Annotated in this window: 23 protein-coding genes; 2 read left to right on the top strand and 21 right to left on the bottom strand. The window is 61.5% G+C overall.

Annotated features, from left to right (window positions below; all coding sequences use genetic code 11):
* Positions 1–61: 61 nt before the first annotated feature.
* The 16 genes from NKI17_RS08320 to NKI17_RS08245 all read right to left on the bottom strand — a co-directional run bounded on the left by NKI17_RS08320 (position 62) and on the right by NKI17_RS08245 (position 15,697).
* The gene (locus NKI17_RS08320) at positions 62–319 is read right to left on the bottom strand and encodes a GlsB/YeaQ/YmgE family stress response membrane protein (RefSeq protein ID WP_023675081.1); all 258 of its coding nucleotides are present in this window, start codon (positions 317–319) and stop codon (positions 62–64) included.
* Positions 320–418: 99 nt separating this feature from the next.
* Entirely contained in the window at positions 419–1,864 is a 1,446-nt protein-coding gene (gene lpdA / locus NKI17_RS08315) for a dihydrolipoyl dehydrogenase (RefSeq protein ID WP_352507415.1), read from the bottom strand.
* A gap of 11 nt (positions 1,865–1,875) precedes the next feature.
* Positions 1,876–2,514 carry an SGNH/GDSL hydrolase family protein gene (locus NKI17_RS08310; RefSeq protein ID WP_352457496.1) on the bottom strand — a complete coding sequence of 213 codons (639 nt, stop codon included), beginning with the start codon at positions 2,512–2,514 and terminating at the stop codon, positions 1,876–1,878.
* Entirely contained in the window at positions 2,511–2,930 is a 420-nt protein-coding gene (locus NKI17_RS08305) for a hypothetical protein (RefSeq protein ID WP_023675084.1), read from the bottom strand. Before NKI17_RS08305 ends, NKI17_RS08310 begins: the two co-directional genes overlap by 4 nt.
* An 18-nt stretch (positions 2,931–2,948) precedes the next feature.
* Positions 2,949–4,325 (bottom strand): pyruvate dehydrogenase complex dihydrolipoamide acetyltransferase, encoded by a 1,377-nt coding sequence (locus NKI17_RS08300; RefSeq protein ID WP_023675085.1) that lies wholly within the window; start codon positions 4,323–4,325, stop codon positions 2,949–2,951.
* An 18-nt stretch (positions 4,326–4,343) separates the two neighbouring features.
* The gene (locus tag NKI17_RS08295; RefSeq protein WP_352698835.1) at positions 4,344–5,747 is read right to left on the bottom strand and encodes a pyruvate dehydrogenase complex E1 component subunit beta; all 1,404 of its coding nucleotides are present in this window, start codon (positions 5,745–5,747) and stop codon (positions 4,344–4,346) included.
* A 15-nt stretch (positions 5,748–5,762) separates the two neighbouring features.
* The gene (gene pdhA / locus NKI17_RS08290; RefSeq protein ID WP_245274631.1) at positions 5,763–6,752 is read right to left on the bottom strand and encodes a pyruvate dehydrogenase (acetyl-transferring) E1 component subunit alpha; all 990 of its coding nucleotides are present in this window, start codon (positions 6,750–6,752) and stop codon (positions 5,763–5,765) included.
* Between the two features lie 222 nt (positions 6,753–6,974).
* Positions 6,975–7,295, bottom strand: coding sequence for an FtsB family cell division protein (locus tag NKI17_RS08285; RefSeq protein ID WP_023675088.1), 321 nt, complete (start codon positions 7,293–7,295; stop codon positions 6,975–6,977).
* A 134-nt stretch (positions 7,296–7,429) separates the two neighbouring features.
* On the bottom strand, positions 7,430–8,704 hold the full coding sequence (gene eno, locus NKI17_RS08280; RefSeq protein ID WP_352754735.1) for a phosphopyruvate hydratase: 1,275 nt from the start codon (positions 8,702–8,704) through the stop codon (positions 7,430–7,432).
* A 403-nt stretch (positions 8,705–9,107) separates the two neighbouring features.
* Entirely contained in the window at positions 9,108–9,473 is a 366-nt protein-coding gene (locus NKI17_RS08275; protein ID WP_023717559.1) for a PRC-barrel domain-containing protein, read from the bottom strand.
* Positions 9,474–9,595: 122 nt separating this feature from the next.
* Complete coding sequence (kdsA, locus tag NKI17_RS08270) at positions 9,596–10,447, bottom strand: 3-deoxy-8-phosphooctulonate synthase (RefSeq protein ID WP_031211318.1); 852 nt, start codon at positions 10,445–10,447, stop codon at positions 9,596–9,598.
* A complete protein-coding gene (locus NKI17_RS08265; protein ID WP_352905642.1) occupies positions 10,444–11,331 on the bottom strand; it encodes a VOC family protein in 888 nt (295 codons plus the stop codon). The genes kdsA and NKI17_RS08265 overlap by 4 nt, the downstream gene beginning before the upstream one ends.
* Before the next feature lie 96 nt (positions 11,332–11,427).
* Entirely contained in the window at positions 11,428–11,715 is a 288-nt protein-coding gene (locus NKI17_RS08260; protein WP_352621726.1) for a Dabb family protein, read from the bottom strand.
* A gap of 102 nt (positions 11,716–11,817) precedes the next feature.
* Complete coding sequence (locus tag NKI17_RS08255; RefSeq protein WP_023675095.1) at positions 11,818–11,952, bottom strand: hypothetical protein; 135 nt, start codon at positions 11,950–11,952, stop codon at positions 11,818–11,820.
* A gap of 368 nt (positions 11,953–12,320) precedes the next feature.
* Positions 12,321–14,300, bottom strand: coding sequence for a bifunctional 2',3'-cyclic-nucleotide 2'-phosphodiesterase/3'-nucleotidase (locus NKI17_RS08250; protein ID WP_352905641.1), 1,980 nt, complete (start codon positions 14,298–14,300; stop codon positions 12,321–12,323).
* Positions 14,301–14,431: 131 nt separating this feature from the next.
* Entirely contained in the window at positions 14,432–15,697 is a 1,266-nt protein-coding gene (locus tag NKI17_RS08245) for an NAD(P)/FAD-dependent oxidoreductase (protein WP_023675097.1), read from the bottom strand.
* Positions 15,698–15,877: 180 nt separating this feature from the next.
* On the opposite strand from NKI17_RS08245, the gene NKI17_RS08240 reads away from it, so the two are divergent.
* The gene (locus NKI17_RS08240) at positions 15,878–16,534 is read left to right on the top strand and encodes a 5-formyltetrahydrofolate cyclo-ligase (protein ID WP_023675098.1); all 657 of its coding nucleotides are present in this window, start codon (positions 15,878–15,880) and stop codon (positions 16,532–16,534) included.
* Between the two features lie 13 nt (positions 16,535–16,547).
* Here the strand turns inward: NKI17_RS08240 and NKI17_RS08235 are convergent, their stop codons facing one another.
* Positions 16,548–17,021, bottom strand: coding sequence for an Lrp/AsnC family transcriptional regulator (locus NKI17_RS08235; protein WP_023675099.1), 474 nt, complete (start codon positions 17,019–17,021; stop codon positions 16,548–16,550).
* A 156-nt stretch (positions 17,022–17,177) separates the two neighbouring features.
* Between NKI17_RS08235 and ald the strand changes: the two genes are divergently transcribed.
* A complete protein-coding gene (ald, locus tag NKI17_RS08230) occupies positions 17,178–18,293 on the top strand; it encodes an alanine dehydrogenase (RefSeq protein WP_023675100.1) in 1,116 nt (371 codons plus the stop codon).
* Between the two features lie 248 nt (positions 18,294–18,541).
* On the opposite strand, the gene NKI17_RS08225 is transcribed toward ald, so the two are convergent.
* The 4 genes from NKI17_RS08225 to sseA all read right to left on the bottom strand — a co-directional run bounded on the left by NKI17_RS08225 (position 18,542) and on the right by sseA (position 21,464).
* A complete protein-coding gene (locus tag NKI17_RS08225; protein ID WP_023675101.1) occupies positions 18,542–19,009 on the bottom strand; it encodes a DUF1203 domain-containing protein in 468 nt (155 codons plus the stop codon).
* 77 nt (positions 19,010–19,086) lie between these two features.
* Entirely contained in the window at positions 19,087–19,893 is an 807-nt protein-coding gene (gene dapB / locus NKI17_RS08220) for a 4-hydroxy-tetrahydrodipicolinate reductase (protein WP_023675102.1), read from the bottom strand.
* Between the two features lie 150 nt (positions 19,894–20,043).
* Positions 20,044–20,607 carry a GNAT family N-acetyltransferase gene (locus NKI17_RS08215; RefSeq protein WP_023675103.1) on the bottom strand — a complete coding sequence of 188 codons (564 nt, stop codon included), beginning with the start codon at positions 20,605–20,607 and terminating at the stop codon, positions 20,044–20,046.
* Between the two features lie 5 nt (positions 20,608–20,612).
* Complete coding sequence (gene sseA, locus NKI17_RS08210; protein WP_352905640.1) at positions 20,613–21,464, bottom strand: 3-mercaptopyruvate sulfurtransferase; 852 nt, start codon at positions 21,462–21,464, stop codon at positions 20,613–20,615.
* Between the last annotated feature and the right edge of the window lie 15 nt (positions 21,465–21,479).

The following is a 21,479-nucleotide window of genomic DNA, read 5'->3' as shown; positions in this document are numbered from 1 at the left end:
AAAAAGGCCGCGATCACGCATGCCGCGGTGGCCTTTTTCGCATAGCAAGTGCCGACAGAGGTTAGCGGCGCACCAGTCGTCCGACCGCAATCAGAATGCAGGCACCGATGAAGCCGGTGATCAGATAGGCTATCCAGCCGACGCCGAAGATGCCGATGTTCAGGGCCTGCAAGATGGCATTCAACACGATTGCGCCGACAATGCCGAGAACGATGTTCATGAGGATGCCGGTATTGCTCTTCATGACCATCTCGGCGAGCCATCCCGCCAGGCCGCCGATGATGATGGCTGCAACCCAGCCCACGCCGTTCATTTCCATATGCCCTCTCCTTGTATGATGGATGATGCCTGCGAAACGAATTGCTCTGCCGTCGAGTTCCTTTGTGTCTTTCGTGTGAGACTCGCCCTAACTAATTTATCATGCATTCAGTGCGCGACCATAGGCGTCGAGTACACTCTCCTTCATCATCTCCGACAGCGTCGGGTGCGGGAAGATCGTGTGCATCAGCTCTTCCTCGGTGGTCTCCAGATTCATCGCCACGACGAAGCCCTGGATCAGTTCGGTTACTTCTGCGCCGACCATGTGGGCACCCAGCAACTGGCCGGTCTTCTTGTCGAAAATGGTCTTGACGAAGCCTTGGTCTTCGCCCAGCGCAATCGCCTTGCCGTTTGCCGCGAACTGAAAGCGGCCGACGCGGATGTCCTTTCCGTCGGCTTTCGCTTTGGCTTCCGTCAGTCCGACCGAGGCGACTTGCGGATTGCAATAGGTGCAGCCCGGGATCTTCAGCTTGTCGATGGCATGCACGCCGGGGAAATTGGCGATCTTTTCCACGCACACCACGCCCTCATGCTCGGCCTTGTGGGCGAGCATCGGCGGTCCGGCAACGTCGCCGATGGCGTAGACGCCCGGCACATTGGTCTTGCCGTAGCCGTCGACGACGACGCAACCGCGGTCCGTCTTCACGCCGAGCGTCTCGAGGCCGAGGTTCTCGATATTGCCTTGTACGCCGACGGCCGAGATCATGCGATCGGCGGTGATCTTCTCGACCTTGCCGTCCTTCATCTCGACATGCGCGGTGACCGAGTTAGTGCCCTTCTCGACCTTGGTCACCTTGGCTTCTAGGATGATCTTCATGCCCTGCTTCTCGAACTGCTTCTGCGCGAATTTCGAGACCTCGGCGTCCTCGACCGGCATCACAGCCGGCAGCAGTTCGACCACCGTCACCTCGGCGCCCATGGTGCGGTAGAACGAGGCGAACTCGATGCCGATGGCGCCCGAGCCCATCACCAGCAGCGATTTCGGCATCTCTTTCGGCACCATCGCCTCGAAATAGGTCCAGATCAACTTGCCGTCAGGCTCGATGCCGGGCAGCGCGCGCGGCCTGGCGCCGGTCGCCAGGATGATGTGCTTGGCGCTATAGGTGCCCTCGCCCTTGACGCCCTTGGGCGCCGGCGGCTGCGGCTCCATCGGCTTCTTCGACGATTTCGACACGACGATCTCGCCAGGTTTGGTCAGCTTGGCTTCGCCCCAGATGACGTCGACCTTGTTCTTCTTCATCAGGAAGCCGACGCCGCCGTTGAGCCGCAGCGAGACCTTTCGCGAGCGATCGACGACGGCGGCTGTGTCGACCCCGACCTTGCCATCGATCTTCAGGCCGTAGTCCTTCAGATGATCCGAATAGTGCATGATCTCGGCGGAGCGCAGCAGCGCTTTGGTCGGAATGCAGCCCCAGTTGAGGCAGATGCCGCCCAAGTGCTCGCGCTCGACGATCGCCGTCTTGAAGCCAAGCTGGGCCGAACGCACTGCAGTGACATAGCCGCCGGGGCCGGAGCCGATGATGATGACGTCGTAGTTCTCAGCCACGGCTTTCTCCTTCACAATTCCAACATGAGGCGCACGAGCGGCGCCAGCGCTTGCCCGACGTTCCGCGTGTTTTCCGCGTCCAGGTGGACGCCGTCGAGCGGCGTGGTTTTGGCCACCGTGCCGGCATCGAAGAAGCCGCAGCCGGCCTCGTCGGCAAGGGCGGAATATTGCGGCGCCAGCCGCTTTGACGCGTCATCGCCGCCGGCGAACATTTCCTTGAACTCGGCGTTTTCCGTGCGGCTGACTACGGGCGGCGCGACGATCAGGATCTGCGGCGCCGGCCAATCGAACGGGTAATCGTGACCGCGCACGATATCGATCAGGCGTTGCATGCCTTGTTTGGCCGCGACCGGATTACCGTGAATCCACGGCTTCATATCGTTGGCGCCGAGCATGATGACGATCAAGTCGATCGGCGCATGCGTCGTCAGGATGGTTGGCAACAGCCTTGCGCCATTGCGGTCCGCTCCGGCCAAGTGATCGTCAAAGGCGGTGGTTCGGCCATTCAGGCCTTCGGCGATGACCTCGACGCCGCTGCCCAATGCCGCCTGCAGCACGCTCGGCCAGCGATCTTCCAGCGGATGCCGGCCAAGGCCTGCCGCGTCATAGCCCCAGGTAAGCGAATCGCCGTAGCAGAGGACCGTCTTCATGTGCCTGCCCCGCCGAAACCTGGTTGCGAGCGCGCCAATCGCCAGCGCACGAAAAGCCACTGGACCAGCACCGTAGCGATGCCTGGCAGGACGAGACCGGCGACGATAGGAAGATCGCCCGACCACTCGCGCTTGCCCGGCGGCTGGGAGAAAGTCCAGCCGATCAGGGAAACTCCAACGAGCACAAAAGATGCTACCCCTATGGTCGCGGTCAGTTTTGTTGCCCGTCGTGGGTCCGACATGAATTGTGCGATGAAGAATGCGAGCGTCGCGAAGATGGTGACGAGAGCCGAGATCATGAATACAAGGATGTACTCCACGTCGGCCTTGGTGGCGACGGCGAGCCACTGCACCACCAATCCGCCGGCCAAACCGGAAAGAAAGAAGGCAAAAAGGCTGGTGAAGAATTTCCGCACCGCCCTGTTTCCCTTCTCTTAAACCAGCATGCCCATTGGATTTTCGATCATACGCTTGAAGGCGACGAGCAGCTCGGCGCCGAGCGCACCGTCGACGGCGCGGTGATCGGTCGACAGCGTCACCGACATGATTGTGGCGATCTTGATCTCGCCGTTCTTGACCACTGCGCGTTGCTCGCCGGCGCCGACCGCAAGGATCGTCGCATGCGGCGGGTTGATGACGGCAGAAAAATCCTTGATGCCGAACATGCCGAGATTGGACACCGCCGTGGTGCCGCCCTGATATTCTTCCGGCTTCAGCTTGCGGCTGCGGGCGCGGCCGGCAAGATCCTTCATCTCGTTGGAGATGACGGACATCGTCTTTTCGTCAGCACGCCGGATGATCGGGGTGATCAGGCCGCCGGGGATCGATACGGCAACGCCGACATCGGCGTGCTTGTGTTTGATCATGGCGTTTTCTGTCCACGACGCATTGGCATCCGGAACCGCCATCAGCGCCATGGCAAGAGCCTTGATGACCATGTCGTTGACCGACAGCTTGTAGGCCGGCGTTTCGCCCTTCTCGGTCTTCTTCACCGGCGCGGCCGCATTGATCTGCGTGCGCAGGGCCAGAAGTGCGTCGAGCTCGCAGTCGAGCGTCAGATAGAAATGCGGGATGGTGGTCTTGGCTTCGACCAGCCGCCTCGCAATGGTCTTGCGCATATTGTCGTGCGGGATCAGCTCGTAGGAGCCTTCGGCAAACAGTTTGAGCACCTGCTCGTCCGACATCGCCTTGGGTGCTGCGGCCGCAGGTGCCGGAGCGCCGGCGGGCGCCGCTTTTGCTGCTGGTGCCGCCTTGGCGCCGCCACTGGAAATTGCGGCATCGACATCGGCCTTTACTACGCGGCCGCGGGGGCCGGAGCCTGTCAGCGCCGCGACATCGACGCCGGCTTCCCTGGCAATGCGCCGGGCCAGCGGCGAGGCGAAGATGCGCTCACCGCTTGCGTGGCCGTTGGCGACCGGCACCGCTTCCGCCTTAGGCGCAGGCGCGGCAGGCTCCTGCTTCGACGCTTCGGGCTTTGATGTTTCAGCTTTGGGGGCTTCCGCTTTCGGAGCCTCAGCCTTGGCCGGCGCAGCGCCATCACCGCTTTTGGCGGCAGAAGCAGCATCCTCGCCCTCGGCAGCCAGCACCGCGATCAGCGCATTGACCTTGACGCCTTCTGTGCCGGCCGGAACCACCAGCTTGGCGACCGTGCCCTCGTCGACGGCTTCGACTTCCATCGTCGCCTTGTCGGTCTCGATCTCGGCAATCACGTCGCCGGGCGAAACTTTATCGCCTTCCTTGACCAGCCACTTGGAAAGATTGCCCTCTTCCATTGTGGGCGACAGCGCCGGCATGGTGATGTTGATCGGCATTTTGTCCTCCCGCCCTGCTCAGCGATACGTGACGGCTTTGACCGCCTCGACGACCTCGCCGACATTGGGCAGCGCCAGCTTTTCGAGGTTCGCCGCATAGGGCATCGGCACGTCCTTGCCGGCAATTGTAATGACCGGTGCATCGAGGAAATCGAAGGCGCGCTGCGAGACCTGATTGGCGATATGGTCGCCGACCGAGTTCTGCGGAAAGCCTTCCTCGACCACCACGAGGCGATTGGTCTTTTTGACCGAGGCGATGATGGTGTCGAAGTCGAGCGGGCGGATGGTGCGCAAGTCGATGATCTCGGCATCGATGCCCATGCCGCGCAACTCCGCCTCCGCCTTTAGCGCGTAGGTCATGCCGATGCCGAACGAGACGATGGTCACGTCCTTGCCGGATTTGTGAATGCGCGCCTTGCCGATCGGCAACACGAAATCGTCCATCTTCGGCACGTCGAAGGAGTGGCCGTAAAGGATTTCGTTTTCGAGGAAGATGACCGGGTTCGGATCGCGGATCGCCGCCTTGAGCAGACCCTTGGCGTCGGCGGCGGTATAAGGCATCACCACCTTCAAGCCGGGAATATGGCTGTACCAGGCGGCATAGCACTGCGAATGCTGCGCGGCGACGCGGGCAGCAGCGCCGTTCGGGCCGCGAAAGACGATCGGGGCGCCCATCTGGCCGCCGGACATATAGAGCGTCTTGGCGGCTGAATTGATGATCTGGTCGATCGCCTGCATGGCGAAGTTGAAGGTCATGAATTCGACGATCGGCTTCAGGCCGGCCATCGCCGCGCCAACACCAACGCCGGCAAAGCCGTGCTCGGTGATCGGCGTGTCGACCACGCGTCTCGGACCGAATTCCTGCAACAGGCCTTGTGTGATCTTGTAGGCGCCCTGGTACTCGGCGACTTCCTCGCCCATGACGAAGACGTCGCCGTCGCGGCGCATTTCCTCCGCCATTGCGTCGCGCAAGGCTTCACGCACTGTGGTCGAGACCATTTCGGTGCCGGCCGGGATGTCCGGATCGGCGGCAATTTCCAACCTGGGCGCAGCGGCGACAGGTGCTGCCGCTTCGCTCTTGGCCGCAGCAGCCGCGGGGGCCGGAGCGGCCGCGGGCGCTTCCGCTTGCGCCTCAATAGCCTCCTCGCCGATACCTTCGCCTGCCTCGTCGATGTCTTCGCCATCGACGGCCAGCACAGCGATCAGCGTGTTGACTTTGACACCTTCGGTGCCGGCAGGAACCACGATCTTGGCAAGCGTGCCGTCGTCCACGGCTTCGACTTCCATCGTTGCCTTGTCCGTCTCTATCTCGGCAATGGCGTCACCCGCCGCGACCTTGTCGCCCTCTTTCTTCAACCACTTGGAAACATTACCCTCTTCCATGGTCGGCGAGAGGGCGGGCATGAGAATTTCGATCGGCATGTCCTTGCCCTCTCGTTAAAGTACGATGTCGGTCCAGAGCTCGGACGGATCCGGCTCCGCGTCGTTCTGGGCAAATTCTGCGGCATCGGCGACAACGTCGCGGACTTCCTTGTCGATGGCCTTGAGCTCGTCCTCGCTTGCCCATTTCTTGTCGAGCAGCCGCGCTTTGACCTGTTCGATCGGGTCACGTTCGGAGCGCATTTTCTGCACTTCTTCCTTGGAGCGGTATTTTGCCGGATCCGACATCGAATGGCCGCGGTAACGATAGGTCTGCATTTCGAGAATGAGCGGCCCGTTGCCGGCGCGGCACCATTCGGCGGCGAGGTCGCCGGCTGCCTTTACAGCGCGCACATCCATGCCGTCGACCTGGATGCCTGGAATCTTGAAGGATGCGCCGCGGTGCGAGAAATCCGTCTCGGCCGATGAGCGCGAGACCGAGGTGCCCATGGCGTAGCGGTTGTTCTCGATGATGTAGATCACCGGAAGCTTCCACAGCGAGGCCATGTTGAAGCTTTCGTAGACCTGGCCCTGGTTCGCCGCGCCATCGCCGAAATAGGTCAGCGTCACATTGTTGTTGCCGCGATAGCGGTTGGCGAAGGCAATGCCGGTGCCGAGCGACACTTGCGCGCCGACGATGCCGTGGCCGCCGTAAAAATGCTTCTCCTTGGAGAACATGTGCATGGAGCCGCCCTTGCCTCTCGACAGGCCGCTACGGCGCCCGGTCAGTTCGGCCATGACGCCGCGCGGTGACAACTCCATGGCCAGCATATGACCATGGTCGCGATAGGCGGTGATCATCTGGTCGCCGTCGATCAGCGCCATCTTCATGCCGGTAACGACCGCTTCCTGGCCGATGTAGAGGTGGCAGAAACCGCCGATGAAGCCCATGCCGTAAAGCTGGCCGGCCTTTTCCTCGAAGCGGCGGATGAGCAGCATGTGCCGGTAGGCGGCAAGCTCCTGGTCTTTGGTGAATTCAACAGGCTTCGGGGTGGAAAGGCCCGGCATCTTGCCGTCTAATTTGGATTTGGCAGGCGCTTTTCTGGTGGCGGTGGCCATGCATCACTCCCTGTTGGCGTCTCTTGGCGGACAGCGAGGGAGATCAGTTCTCCCACCGATTTGAGGCAGGCTAACATGCAGGGAAGGCTTTCGCCATGCCGAAAACGCATGGCTGTCATGCATCTAAGCAATTAAAATCATTGCAAATATCGCTGATTAACTGAGATCAGGTTATCTTGCGACCGGCAGCATGATGGTGATCTCGTCGGCGTGGGACAGATTAAGCGCCTTGCGCGCCTGCTCGTCCAGCATGTCCTTCTCCAGCGTGCCCTCATGCATCAGCTGAACGCGGCGCTCGAGATCGATCCGGCGCGCCCTGACGGCATCGAGCCTGCCCTGCAATTCGGCAGTCTCAGCTTCGAGCTGATACTTGGAATAGATGCCGAACTCGCCATGATAGGCATGGAAACCGAAATAAGTCAGGAACACCACGCAGAGCGAGGGGATGATCAGCCGGCCGGTGTTTCTTTGCTTGTGCTGGCGTGTCCACATGGTCCGAATCCTCTACGCCGCCTTTGTCGCCCGATTGTGCTTAATGGACGGTTACAGCCTGTTGGATTCAGAGCCTGGAAGCAAAAAAGGGCGGGAATGTCCCCGCCCTCGTCGCCACGGATTTTCTCTCGAAATCAGCTTTTCACGATCGACTTGCCGGCATATCGCGCCTGCTTGCCGAGCTCCTCCTCAATGCGGATGAGCTGGTTGTACTTGGCCATGCGATCCGAGCGCGACAGCGAGCCCGTCTTGATCTGCCCGCAATTGGTGGCAACGGCGAGATCGGCGATGGTCGAATCCTCGGTCTCGCCCGAGCGGTGCGACATCACCGCGGTATAGCCGGCCTTGTGCGCGGTCTCGACGGCGTCGAGCGTTTCGGTAAGCGAGCCGATCTGGTTGACCTTGACCAGGATCGAATTGGCGACACCCATGCGGATGCCGTCGCGCAGCCGCGCCGAGTTGGTGACGAACAGATCGTCGCCAACCAGCTGCGTTTGCTTGCCGATGAGATCAGTCAGTATTTTCCAACCGTCCCAGTCATCCTCGGCCAGGCCGTCCTCAATGGTGATGATCGGGTAGTCGGCAGCGAGTTTGGCCAGATATTTGGCCTGCGCCTTCGGGTCGCGGGTTTTCCTCTCGCCTTCATAGACGTAGTTGCCATCCTTGAAGAATTCGGTCGCCGCGCAGTCGAGGCCTAGCGCAACCTCCTCGCCGGGCTTGAAGCCAGCCTGCTCGATCGATTCCATGATGAAGTCGAGCGCGGCCGGCGCGCTCTTCAGGTTGGGGGCAAAGCCGCCCTCGTCGCCGACATTGGTGGCATGGCCGGCGTCTTTCAGCTTCTTTCGCAGCGTATGAAAGATCTCCGAGCCCCAGCGCACGCCGTCGCGCAGCGTCGGCGCGCCGATCGGCAGGATCATGAATTCCTGGAAATCGATCGGGTTGTCGGCATGCGCGCCGCCATTGATGATGTTCATCATAGGCACCGGCAGCACATGGGCCTTGGTGCCGCCGACATAACGATAGAGCGGCAGGTCGGCCGCTTCGGCCGCGGCCTTGGCCACAGCCAGCGACACGCCGAGGATGGCATTGGCGCCGAGCCGGCTCTTGTTGGGCGTACCATCGAGCTCGATCATGGTCTGGTCGATATGGATCTGATTCTCTGCCTCCATGCCGCCGATCGCCTCGAACAGCTCGCCGTTCACCGCCTCGACCGCCGTGAGCACGCCCTTGCCGAGATAGCGGGGGCCGCCATCGCGCAGTTCGACCGCCTCATGCGCGCCGGTAGAGGCACCGGACGGCACCGCGGCGCGACCCATCGAGCCGTCTTCGAGCACGACGTCGACCTCGACGGTCGGATTTCCGCGGCTGTCCAGGATTTCACGCCCGACAATGTCGATGATGGCCGTCATTGCGATGTCCCCGATTGATCGATTGAAGCGTCGCGCACCTCTTAGCCAAAGCGCCGCAAAACGCAATCGGGGCACTTGCAAATATTGCCGGCGCGCTACGGGATTCACGAAGCACGAAGCGCTGTCATCATTTGTCATACGCGGCATGCCGGTTTCTGGTTTATGGCTGTTGTCGCGCGGGGCGAAACACGAGGAGTTTCGCCATGTCCCAGTTGAGCGGTATTGTGAGTTTGTTCCTGATCGCGGCTGCGTTCCTGACGTCGTGCGACAATCAGCACCCCCCGCAGGGATCGTCGCCTTTGCCGACCCTGCAGATTGCGCAGTAGCATCCCGCCACATCGAAAGGCCCCCGATTTCCCGGGGGCCTTTTTGATTCCAGGAGACTTAGTCAGTGCCAGTAAGGTCAGTGCCAGTAAGGCTCGACCTTGTAGTAGTTGTATGAGGCGTCACGCGCGGCCTCGCCGTCGGCGCCGGTCAGCTCGTTGATCGAATAGGAAGGAGCGGCCATCAGCTGGTCTTTGGTGAACGGCACGACATAGCCGCCCCTGTTCTCATCATAGTCAAGGCTCGCCCACGGAATGGCGTGGTATTTCTCGCCGATGCCGAGAAATCCGCCAAAACCGATCACGGCAAACATGATTCCGTTCGACAGTTTGTCGAGCATGACGTCCTCGATGTCGCCGATATGAGTGCCTTCCGTATTGTAGACCGATGTGCCGATAACCCGCGAAGCGGCGATGGCTTCGGTGTGTCCCGTCTGGGTCGTCATGGTGTGCTCCTCGTCGTCGTTGACATTAGATTTTGACAATGAGGGCCGCGGGCTAAGGTTCCAGGCGGGTTCGAAATTCTTCAAAGTTTTCTTGGCGGCGCTGCTGTGGCGCAACTGCTGGTTCAACCCACGCTTTTGGCAATGCGATCGAACGCCATCAGCCGTTCAAGCAATGCGGGAAGATCCTTTAGCGGCACCATGTTGGGACCGTCGGAAGGCGCGTTGTCGGGGTCCTGGTGCGTCTCGATGAAGACGCCGGCGACGCCAACCGCGACGGCCGCGCGCGCCAGCGTCTCGACAAAGCGCCGGTCGCCTCCGGACGAACCGCCCTGCCCACCCGGCTGCTGCACGGAATGGGTGGCATCGAAAATCACCGGCGCGCCGATCTCGGCCATGATCGGCAGCGCCCGCATGTCGGACACCAGGGTGTTGTAACCAAAGGATGCGCCGCGCTCGGTGACCAAGACATTGGCGTTGCCGGAGCCGATGATTTTGGCGACGACGTTCTTCATGTCCCACGGCGCGAGGAATTGCCCCTTCTTCACATTCACCACCTTGCCGGTTCTTGCCGCAGCGATCAGCAAATCGGTCTGGCGGCTGAGGAAGGCAGGAATCTGCAGGATATCGGCATGCGGAGCGACGATCGCGCATTGTTCCTCAGTGTGGACGTCAGTCAGGATCGGCAGCGAAAAATTGTTGCGCAAGTCGTCGAAGATCGGCATTGCCGCTTCAAGTCCCGCACCGCGCGTGCCGCCAAGCGATGTGCGATTGGCCTTGTCGTAGCTGGTCTTGTAGACGAGCCCGATTCCGAGCCGTTCCGTCAATTCCTTCAGTGCACCGGCCATGTCGAACGCGTGCTGCCGCGATTCCAGCTGGCATGGACCGGCGATCAGCGACAGGGGCGCGCTGTTGCCGAAAATGACCTTGCCGATCGCAACGGAAGAATTTGGCATCAGAGGATTGAGATTGTTCATGCGATCTCCCGGAAAATGAAGGCTGCGCCCTGCCCTGGCGCCGGCGGCACGATGATATCACCGCCGCGCATGTGGTGTTCGACGGAATTGGCTGCAAGCAGCTTGGCGACGGTGTCGCCGTGCCTAACCGAAAAGACGATCCCAGCAAAGCGGAGTTCAGATGGCGCGCCGGCAGGAATGCCGAAGCGTGCCGAATAGGCTGCAGGATCCAGAACGGTCACGACGGCATTCGGCAGCTCATAGACAGTGCCGCCGCCCTGCGCCTTGATCCCAGCCGCGATCGAAATCACATTGCGTTGTTCGAAGGGTTCGCCACTGGCTGCCACGATTTCGACAATGCCGGATGCGCCATTAGCGTGGGCCTGCGACGCAGTGCGGTCGACGTTCGGCGCATTGATCCGCTCGCAGGCGAAGAGAAAAGCGTCCGTTGCCTTGCCTGTAGCCGCGAAGGCCAGTTTGAACGATGCGGTGTCGCTCTTTCCCGTCGCATCGGTGAAGGCGCGCGAAAAGCTTAGCGCGTCTCCCGCCGACAGACCGGCTTCCATGTAGCGCGCGTGGTCCGCGGCGGCGCTTTCGGTGCCCAGCGCCACGGCAGAAAATCCTTCATCGCCGTTTTCTTCGCGATACGTGCGATCACGCACGACAAAGACATTGCGGTTCGAGATCGCCGTTGCCGCGGCCTGCCGGTCAGCGACCGCGAGCGGCTCGAGATAGGTGCCGTCGGTGAGGAAGACACAGCAGTTTTCGGTTCCGAAAGGGTGGATACCTGTCGGCGCAACGGTAAGGCCGAGCAAGGTCAAGCGCGCCCGCGCAACATCGAGGCTCGCTGTCGGCAGCACCAGGTGATCGAGCGGATGAGGGCTTGCGGGGGTGTCCTCTGTCATGTCCCGCGCGATGTGCCTCATTCCTGAAAATGGTTCAAGGGCTTGGCCGACGCCTCAGCGGAAAGACCACATCAGCGCGTAGGGGACGGCGGCTCGTCAACTTGCAACGATGTCGGCCGAATAACGCAATTCGCGCAGAGGTTTGACCCGGCTGGTCGTCTCTGCATAGAGCGGATGCGCCTTGTAGGCGGCGAGCGCCGCTTCGTCCTCGAACTCGGCGTAGACGACCACATCGATCTCATCCGAGAGCGGGTCGACCTTGGTGTTGAGCGTTACCTCGAAATGGCGCGAGTGGGGTATCTTGCCGAGCGCCAGCAGACCCGTACGCACTGCCTCGACGTCCACTTTACGCCGCGCGCTGAAGAAAACGATATGCCGGATCAACCCAGCCTCCTGGACCGTTGGACCGGCGTTCTTTTGTGTCAGCGGGAGCGTGCCGTCAATCGGCAGGATGTCGCGTCGGCGAACCGTGGCGAAAAAGAGAAACTACACCATGCTGGTTACATAGTGCACGACGCGGGTCACCTCCCTGATGGTCCTGTCGAGGTAGCGGCCTTGGTTGTAAATGCCGTCCCAGATCAGGAAAAAGGTGACGGTCGTGATGATGATGACATAACGCATGGCTAAAACTAGCGCATATGGATGCTTGCAACCATAGTGATTCCGGCCCTGCTGGGACCCTCCCCGAATTTTAACGGCCTTTGGTCTGTCCGCTGCGATGCTTGCTGGCCAGAATGGCTCTACCGCTGCAGGGCGCCTTGGAAAGATAACCCCGCTCGGCTTCGACGACCGCTTCCCGCCTCGATCGACCAACTGCCACACGATTATTCCGGTGGGATTTCGACGGACGCGCTGGATCTGGTCATGCCGCCGTCAAGCGGCGTTTCGCACCACCTGCTTGAAGAGGCCCCCTGTCTCAAACGGATTGGCCGTATCGGGACAGTATCTTAACGCTGAGACAGTTTCGAGCCGACGCTCAAATCCTTGCCTCAAAGCGTGATGCGGTATTTTACAAACCCCGCTTCGCCCTCGCCCGCCGGCTCGATCGTCAGCGACTTCACCTGCGCAATAAACTCTCTCGCCTTGGCGCCGGTCTCGAACACGACGCTGGTTCCCGGTAGTGGCGCAAACGACCAGTTGGCATCCGCCGACGGGTTGATGGTGCCTTCGCTGACGATATAGCGCACGATCACGTCGCGGTTGGTGTCGGGCGCTTCGTAGATGATCTTCGAGGCATTGATCTCCGGGAAATTGCCGCCGCCGCCGGCTCGGTAGTTGTTGGTGGCGACGACGAATTTCGGCTTGGGACCAATCGGTTTGCCGTCGAACATCAAGTCAATGATGCGGGTCGAGCCAGCATTCACCAGCCCGCCCTTCGAATCATATTTCGGTGGCTGCGACAGGTCGATCCGGTAGGTGACGCCGTCGATCACGTCGAAATTATAAGACGGGAAGTCGGTGTTGATGAGCGCCTGGTTTGCTTTGCCCGGTTCGATCCGGTTGAAGATGCCGGCCGACATTTCCAGCCATTCCTTCACCTCTGCCCCGGTGATTTCGACGGCGCGCACCGTGTTTGGATAGAGGTAGAGGTCGGCGACGTTCTTGATGGCGATATCGCCCACCGGCACGTCGGTGTAATAGTCGGCGCCGTTGCGCCCGCCCGCCTTGAACGGTGCCGCCGCCGACAACAGCGGCATATCCTTCCACTCTGTGTTCTTCAGGATGTCCTTCAAGTACCAGGTCTGCGCCTGGCTGACGATCTGCACCGATGGATCGTCGGCGACCAGCGCAAAATAGGAATAGAGCGGCGCCGAGGTTTTGCCGACCGGCCGGCGCACATAGGCAAGCGTCGCCTCGTGGTCCTGTTTGAGCGCGTCGACGATGCGGTGGTCGTCCGCGACGGTCGGCTTGTTCGTCTTGTCGACCCGCTCAAAGATCGGCCTGGCCTCAGAGGTCGTCGAAACGATTTTCCACGTCGATCCGTCGCGCTCCAGCAACAGATCGATCAGCCCCATGTGCGAGCCCCAGAAGCCGGCCATGACGGCGGGCTTGCCTTGCAACGTGCCTTTCGCCGTATCGACGGCGTCCAGCGACTGAAAGTCCTTCTTGCCGGGGAAGACCAGATGCTGGTGGCCGGTGAACACCGCATCGATACCTTCGACACCGGCAACGAAGAAGGAGGCATTCTCCATCATGTCGCTTTGCTTCACATAGATGCCGGAATGGGAGAGCGCAATGACGATGTCGGCGCCTTCTTCCTTCATTTGCGGCACCCACGCCTTGGCCGCCTCGACGATGTCGCGCGTCTTGACACTGCCCTCGAGATTTTTCAGGTCCCAGACCATGATCTGCGGCGGCACGAAGCCGATGATGCCGATCCTGATCGGCTGCTCGGCCCCCGACCCGTCCCTGATCTTCTTGTCGAGGATGACATAGGGCTTGAGATAGAGCTTGTCGTCGCGCGGGTTCGCGGCGAGTTCGGTGCCGCGGATCAGGTTGGCGCAGACGAACGGAAAATTGGCGCCGGCCAGCACCTTGTCCATGAACGACAGGCCATAGTTGAATTCGTGGTTGCCGAGCGTCGAACATTCATAGCCGAGCACGTTCATGCCCTTCATGACCGGATGCAGGTCGCCGTCCTTCATCCCCCTCTCGTAGGCAATATAGTCGCCCATCGGATTGCCCTGCAGAAGGTCGCCATTGTCGATCAGCATCGCGTTGGTGGCTTCCTTGCGCACAGCTTCAATCAACGATGCCGTTCGCGACAGCCCCATCGTGTCGTTAGCTTTGTCGGCGTAGTAGTCGTAAGGCAGCACATTCACGTGGATGTCGGTCGTCTCCATAATCCTCAGATGCGCCTGATTGGCTTGAGCCCGGGCGGAGAACGGGTGCAGCATGATCAGCGCTCCGCTGGCGGCAACGCCGGCGAGGAAATCGCGGCGTGAGACGAGGTGGCGCAATTGGGACATTCGTTTTCTCTTTCTTCCACGACGTGACAAGTCCTGCCCGAAGCAAAGCTTCGCGCCGAAATCCAGCCGAGTCCAGAAGCCGATTCCATCAAGAGGAGGTGACGCGCCGATGAATGTCCGGCAGCGAACAATCAGCCCTTATCGTCGTCGCCCTGCGTGATCAGCCGCGCGCTGCGCTGACCGGTGAAGTATATCCATAGCCAACTCAGGGAAACCGCAAGCCGGTTACGAAGGCCGATCAGGAAGTAAATATGCGCAAAGCCCCATAGCCACCAGGCAAGCCGGCCGGTGAGCTTGATCCAGCCGAAATCGATCGCGGCGGCGCGCTTGCCTATCGTCGCCAAATCGCCGTCATGCCTGTAGCTGAAAGGACGCGGTGTCGCGTCACCGGCAAGCCTTGCCTTGATCGCCGTGGCGACGTGCCGTCCCTGCTGCTTGGCGGCGGGCGCGACGCCCGGCACCAGCCGGCCATCCGGCCGCAGGACGTGCGCTGCGTCACCGATGACGAAAATCTCCGGGTTTCCCGGTACAGTGAGGTCGGGCTCGACAAGCACTCTGCCCGCGCGGTCCGCTGCCGCGCCGAGCCATTCGGCGGCTGGCGAAGCGGCTACGCCCGCCGCCCACAGAATTGTCCTGGCCGGCAAATGCCTGTCGCCGAAGACGACACCCTCAGCATCGCAGCGCGTAACCGCGCGGCCGAGTTCGACGGTCACGCCGAGCCGTTCGAGCGCCTTCATTGCATAATCAGAGAGTTCCGGCGCGAAATTGGCAAGAACGCGGTCGCCGGCCTCAATCAGCACCACACGCGTCTGCCGCGTGTCGATGTTGCGGAACTCGCCGCGCAGCGTGTCGTGCGCCAGTTCGGCAATGGTGCCGGCCAATTCCACGCCGGTCGGCCCGCCGCCGACGATCGCCAGCGTCAGCAATGCCTGGCGCTGGGCGGGATCGGTTTCCCGCTCGGCCTGCTCGAAAGCCAAAAGAATACGCCGTCGAATGGTCGTGGCGTCCTCCAGCGTCTTCAGGCCCGGGGCGAATGGCTCCCATTCGTCATGGCCGAAATAGGCGTGCCGCGCGCCGGTGGCCAGCACCAGCGTGTCGTAAGCGACCGTGCCGCCGTCCTGCAGCAGCACCCGCTTGCCGGTGCGGTCGATGCCAGTCACAGTGGCAAGCAGCGTCGTCACGTCCTTGCGCCTGCGCAGGAGATGGCGGATCGGCCAAGCCACTTCGGAGGTGGCCAGGGCCGTCGTCGCCACCTGGTAGAGCAGCGGCTGAAAGAGGTGATGATTGCGCCTATCGATCATGGTGATGCGCACCGGCGCGCCGGCAAGTGCGCGGGTGAATTCGAGGCCGCCGAAACCGGCGCCTACGACGACGACGTGATGGTTGGCTATGTTCATCTCACTCATCCCTCTCGCCAAGGCTGATGTAAGTATCCTTGTGCAGTGCAGCAATGCCTGCGCTGCAACTGCCTGGGACTCGTCTCTTGATGTCGTGAATACGCATGCTGCAGACTCATTCCCGGATATAGCTTACGTCCCGGATACGACTTGGTCGGAACAGTATATTGCAGGTGAAGCATGGCTAGGAATGAAGATGAAGACTCAGCGCAGTACGCCTCGCCGCCTTGTTTTATGCACGAGCTTGATCCGGAGTTCCAAGCGCCGCTATCCGACTGGACCGACGTAAGGCGCTGGCGCAAGGCCGAGCGCGAGCGGTTGATCGTATCCCGCCTTGCCGTTTCGGCCGACACGCGCGCAGCTATGTCGCAGCGCATTGCCGAAGGGCTCGACGCGGTGATCGGCGACATCGCCGGCCGCATGGTCAGCCTCTACTGGCCGTTTCGCGGCGAGCCGGACCTGCGCCCGTGGATGGAAACCGTTAACGCGCGGGGCGGGCGCACGGCGTTGCCCGTCGTCGTCGAGAAAGACCGGCCGCTTGTCTTTCGCGCCTATACCCACGGAGACCGGCTGGAGAAGGGCGTCTGGAATATCCCGATACCGGCCGAGGGTGATCCGGTGTTGCCCGACATCGTCATTTCGCCGATCGTCGGCATCGATCCCGGGCAGTTTCGCCTGGGTTATGGCGGCGGCTTCTTCGATCGCACGCTTGCCGCGATGCCCTTCAAACCGCTGGTCATCGGCGTCGGCTACGAACTGCAGCGCATCGTCACCATCTACCCGCAGCCGCACGACATTCGGATGGACCGTGTGGTGACCGAGGCAGTCAACACCTAGGCGAGTTCGGGGCCTAGGCGAGTTCAGGCTTCATTCCCACGGCCGTGCGATCGACGATTTCGCGCAAGGCAAAAGACGAATTGATCTTCGTCACATGCGGCATTGCCGACAGCCACTCCTTGTGGATGCGTTCGTAGTCGACGAGATCCTTTGCCGCGATGCGCAGGATGTAGTCATATTCGCCCGACATCAAATGGCAGGACAGGACGTTCGGGCAGCGCTTTATCGCTGCCTCGAAATCCGACAACGTCTTCTCGAATTGCCCGGACAGCGATATATGTACGATCGCCGTCATCTGGTGCCCAAGTGCAGCGTTGGACAGCCGTGCGTGATAGCCGCGGATGGTTCCGGATTTCTCCAGATTGTCCAGCCGCCGCGAACAGGCCGACTGCGACAGGCCAACCTTCTCGGCGAGCGCTGCGTTGGGTATCCGCCCGTCTTTCTGCAGCGTCTCGAGAATGGCGATATCAATCCTGTCGAGCGGCATTTTTGCGGGTTCCTGCGATAATTCTAATGTTTTGCGCAACGATTATCGAACAGTGGCCTCTCTGGCAAGCGCATTCGCAAACACTTACCGAACGATTCGTGGTTCACTATCTCTAGACAGGGAACGAGCCCCAAAGGGCCGGATCAGGAGAAAAAGATGCGCGTCGGTTGCCCCCGGGAAATCAAGAACCATGAATACCGCGTCGGCCTGACACCGGGTTCGGTCCGTGAATATGTCGCGCATGGCCATGAAGTGCTGATCGAGACCGGCGCCGGCGCCGGCATCGGCGCCGATGACAACGCGTATCGCGCCGCCGGCGCCACGATTGCCAAAACGGCCGCCGACGTTTTTGCCAAGTCTGACATGATCGTGAAGGTCAAGGAGCCGCAGCCCAACGAATGGGTTCAGCTCCGCGACGGCCAGATCCTCTATACCTATCTGCATCTTGCCCCGGATCCGGAGCAGACCAAGGGCCTGCTGGCCTCCGGCGTGACCGCGATAGCCTACGAGACGGTCACCGACGAGCGCGGCGGTCTGCCGCTGCTAGCACCGATGTCGGAAGTCGCCGGCCGCCTGTCGATCCAGGCGGGCGCAACGGCGCTGCAAAAGGCCAATGGTGGCCGCGGCGTGCTACTTGGCGGCGTGCCCGGCGTGCTCCCCGGCAAGGTCACTGTGCTCGGCGGCGGCGTCGTCGGCCTGCATGCTGCACGGATGGCCGCCGGCCTTGGCGCCGACGTCACCATCATTGACCGCTCGATCCCGCGCCTGCGTCAGCTCGACGACATCTTTGGCGGCCGCGTCCACACCCGCTACTCGACCGTCGAGGCGCTGGAGGAAGAATGTTTTTCGGCTGACATCGTCGTCGGCGCCGTGCTGATCCCGGGGGCAGCAGCGCCCAAGCTGGTGACGCGCGAAATGCTGTCGGGCATGAAGAAAGGCGCCGTGCTGGTCGACGTCGCCATCGACCAGGGCGGCTGCTTCGAGACCTCGCACGCCACCACCCATGCCGAGCCGACCTATGAGGTCGATGGCGTCATCCACTATTGCGTCGCCAACATGCCGGGTGCGGTGCCGGTCACCTCGGCCCACGCGCTCAATAATGCGACGCTGCATTATGGCCTGCAGCTCGCCGACAAGGGCCTCAAGGCGCTGGTAGACGACCACCATCTGCGCAACGGGCTGAACGTCCACAAGGGCAAGATCACGAATCGCGCAGTGGCCGAAGCGCTCGGTTACGACCTGGTCGAGCCGAAGGCCGTTCTCGCCGCCTGAGCTGTCCGAATCTGCCTCTCCAGTGCCCGTCGGATTCGTCCGACGGGTTTTTTCTTATGTCGAAAAACTGAAAAGTGTCGGGCGCGCGGAATAACCGGACAACAAAAAAGCGGAGCCAAAGCCCCGCTTCCTCGGTTGTCGAAAATTCCCGCCGGTTCATCCGCGGTCGGCAAATCGATCGACAGTGTGTTTCTACCGCTTGTATGCGACGGGAGTACGACAGCCCCAAGCCGGTGCAGCCTGTCCGGTTACGCGCGGTCGATCCGGCACTGATAGCAATTGTTGCGCGCCGAGCGGATGTGGACGTAAGCGATGTCGTCGCGTTCGAACAACGTCTCTGCCCGTGCGGCAATTGCGTCGGTCGGAATGACGCCGCCGCTGCCGTAAACGATGCGGTCGTCCTTGCCATAACCGCGCACAATGTAATCGCTGCTTTCGAGCATTTCGGGAAGCATTTTCCCCTCGGCGGCGCGTTCGCATTCTTTCGCATGCAGAAAGATCGGCCCCGTTTCGGCATAAGGCTGCAGCTCCGGAAAAGGCCGATAGGCCAAAACAAGATAGGCTTCTCCCACAGCAATATTTTTCAAGCAATGACGGCAAGGCACGCCGTCGCCATCCGAAAGTTGCCGCTCTGGCTTCAAGCCATAAGCATCCGGCCCGCCGCGCTGAAGTGCCCGGACAGCATTGGTTGGCAAGGCTTTGAATTTTAGCGTCATGGCAAAATCTCCGGTGTCGTCGACCGGAAATTATGCTCGCAAGGCAGAGCTTCCCACCCGATTCCTGCCGAAATGGATCAATCCATCAGCGCCTCGAGACCACGAACCAGACCTTTGATCTGCTGTACCCGTCTGATGGCGAGCAGCGTGCCCGCCACGTAAGGCGCCGCGGACGAGCCGGCGTCGTGGCGTATGGTCAGCCGCTCGTCTGGCAGACCGAACAGCGCCTCGCAGGACAGGATGTAGGACGGCAGGCGAAGCGCGTGCACTTGCACCCCCTCGCCTGCGCCGACCGCACCACCGCGTGTGGCCGGCACGCCGGAGACCTCGGAGACCGGCTTTGCCGTTGAGGCCTTGCGGATGTCGGCCAGCGCTTCAGCAAGCTCTCGTGCGGTTCCGGAGGGCGCGTCGGGCTTCTTTGCACTAGCATAATCGATGACCTCGACGTCCGGCACGTATTTTGCCGCCATAAGTGCAAACCGCTTCATCAGCGTGGCGGTGATGGAAAAGTTGCCAGCGGCAACAACGCCGACGCCATTGGCGCGCGCCGCGGCGTCGATCTCGGCATAGTCGGCAGCTCCCAGTCCCGACGTGCCGATCACCGTGTGCCGCCCGTTGTCGATGGCGAGCAGCACATGGTCTTTCACGACATGCGGCTTGGTGAAGTCGACCAGCACGTCCGACGGCGCCTCCAGCGCCTCGGCCAGCGAGGCCGAAACGGCAATACCATTAGCCGGCATACCAACCAGCAGACCGGAATCCTGCCCCGCGCCGCTGCGTGATACAGCCCCGGCCAGCGCCATGTCGCCTTGCGCCCCGATCGCCGGAACCAGCGCTTTGCCGACCCAGCCGGTCGCGCCGGCCATTACCACGCGTATTGCCATCGTGCGATCCTCCATCACCCATCGGTTTTTAGACGATAGCGATATGGAAAGAGCCAAGCTCATTCAAGTCGGGCTCACCTTTGAGTGTTGATCCAGAGACTCTGGGACGTTGCAAAGACAAGCTGAAGCTCGGATGAACGGGCCTGAAAATCAGGGCCGCATGACGCTGGCCGCGCGCTCGGCAAAAGACATCGGATGTACGACCTCCTTTTTTTGCGCCACTGGCGTAAAGCCGAGTTTTTGATAGAGCGGCAGTGCTGCTGGGTGATCGAGGGTGCAGGTCTGCACGGTTATCCGCCTTGGCCCGTGCGACCATGCCGCGGCGATTGCCGCACCGAGGAACCAGCGGCCGATGCCTTGCCCGGTCGCGTGCTCCATCATTCCGAAATAAGCGAGTTCCACTTCCTCCGGCAAATGCGGCTTGAGGTCGAAGAAGCCCGCCGGCGCACCATCCAGATAAAGCACCCTGATGTCGCGGTCCTCGCGGTGGATGCCCGCCGCAAGCTCCTCGTCGCTCAGCCTCAACACATTGACCCAGTGCCATTTGCGGCCGACCCGATCCATCAAATAGCGGTAGAAATGCAGGGGAATGTCTTTGGTCTTGAGCAGCGCGATCTGGCGGTTGTACGGCAGCGGCGGCGAATAGGCAGGCGGCACATGCATTTCGAGAAACGTCACGGTGACATCGATGTCTTCCAGCGATCCGTCTTCCATCACCGTCAGTCCTTGCCCGTCACGACAGGCGTGTCGGAAAGCCCGCCCCATTCGGTCCATGAACCGTCATAAAGCCTGTTGTCGGCATGGCCAAGCGTCTCCAAAGCTAGCGTGACGGCTGCCGCGGTGACGCCCGACCCGCAGGAGGTGACGACCGGCTTCGACAGGTCGATGCCGGCTCCTTCGATCACTTTGCGCAGCCTGACCTTCGGCAACAATTCGCCGTTTTCCGAAAGCGCCGAAAACGGCACGTTGTGCGCGCCCGGCATATGGCCGGAGCGGATGCCGGGGCGCGGCTCCGGCTCGGTGCCGGCAAAACGGCCAGGCGAGCGCGCGTCGGCGATCTGGCTCTCCCCCGTCTCGACGATCCGGCGCATGTCGGCAAGGCTGGCGACGCGGGCGGCATCGAAGTTGGCATAAAACACGCAAGGCGCGATCTTCGTCGGCTCCGCCGTCACCGGCCGTCCGGCGGCTTTCCAACGATCGAAGCCGCCGTCGAGTATATAGACCTGGAACACGCCCATGACGCGAAACAACCACCAGGCGCGCGGTGCAGAAAAGAACCCTGGCCCGTCATAGACAACAATCGTGTCATCGGCCGAAATACCCATCGCGCCGACATATTGCGCGAAATGCTGCGGCGACGGCAGCGTGTGCGGCAGAGCCGCGTCGGGGTCCGAAACCGCATCCTGGTCGAGGAAGCGGGCGCCTGGAATATGCGCTACGTCGTACTCGGCGCGCGCGTCACGCTTTTGCGCCGGCAGGTACCAGGACGCGTCGACAATCGTCAGGCCGGGTTCGCCGAGCCGCTTCTGTAACCAATCGGCATCGATGGTGAAAGGACTGTCGTCGGCCATCTTTTCTCTCCTGTC

Source organism: Mesorhizobium sp. M0816 (assembly GCF_040320005.1).
Classification (GTDB): domain Bacteria; phylum Pseudomonadota; class Alphaproteobacteria; order Rhizobiales; family Rhizobiaceae; genus Mesorhizobium.
This window is presented reverse-complemented; position numbering and strand designations above follow the sequence as displayed.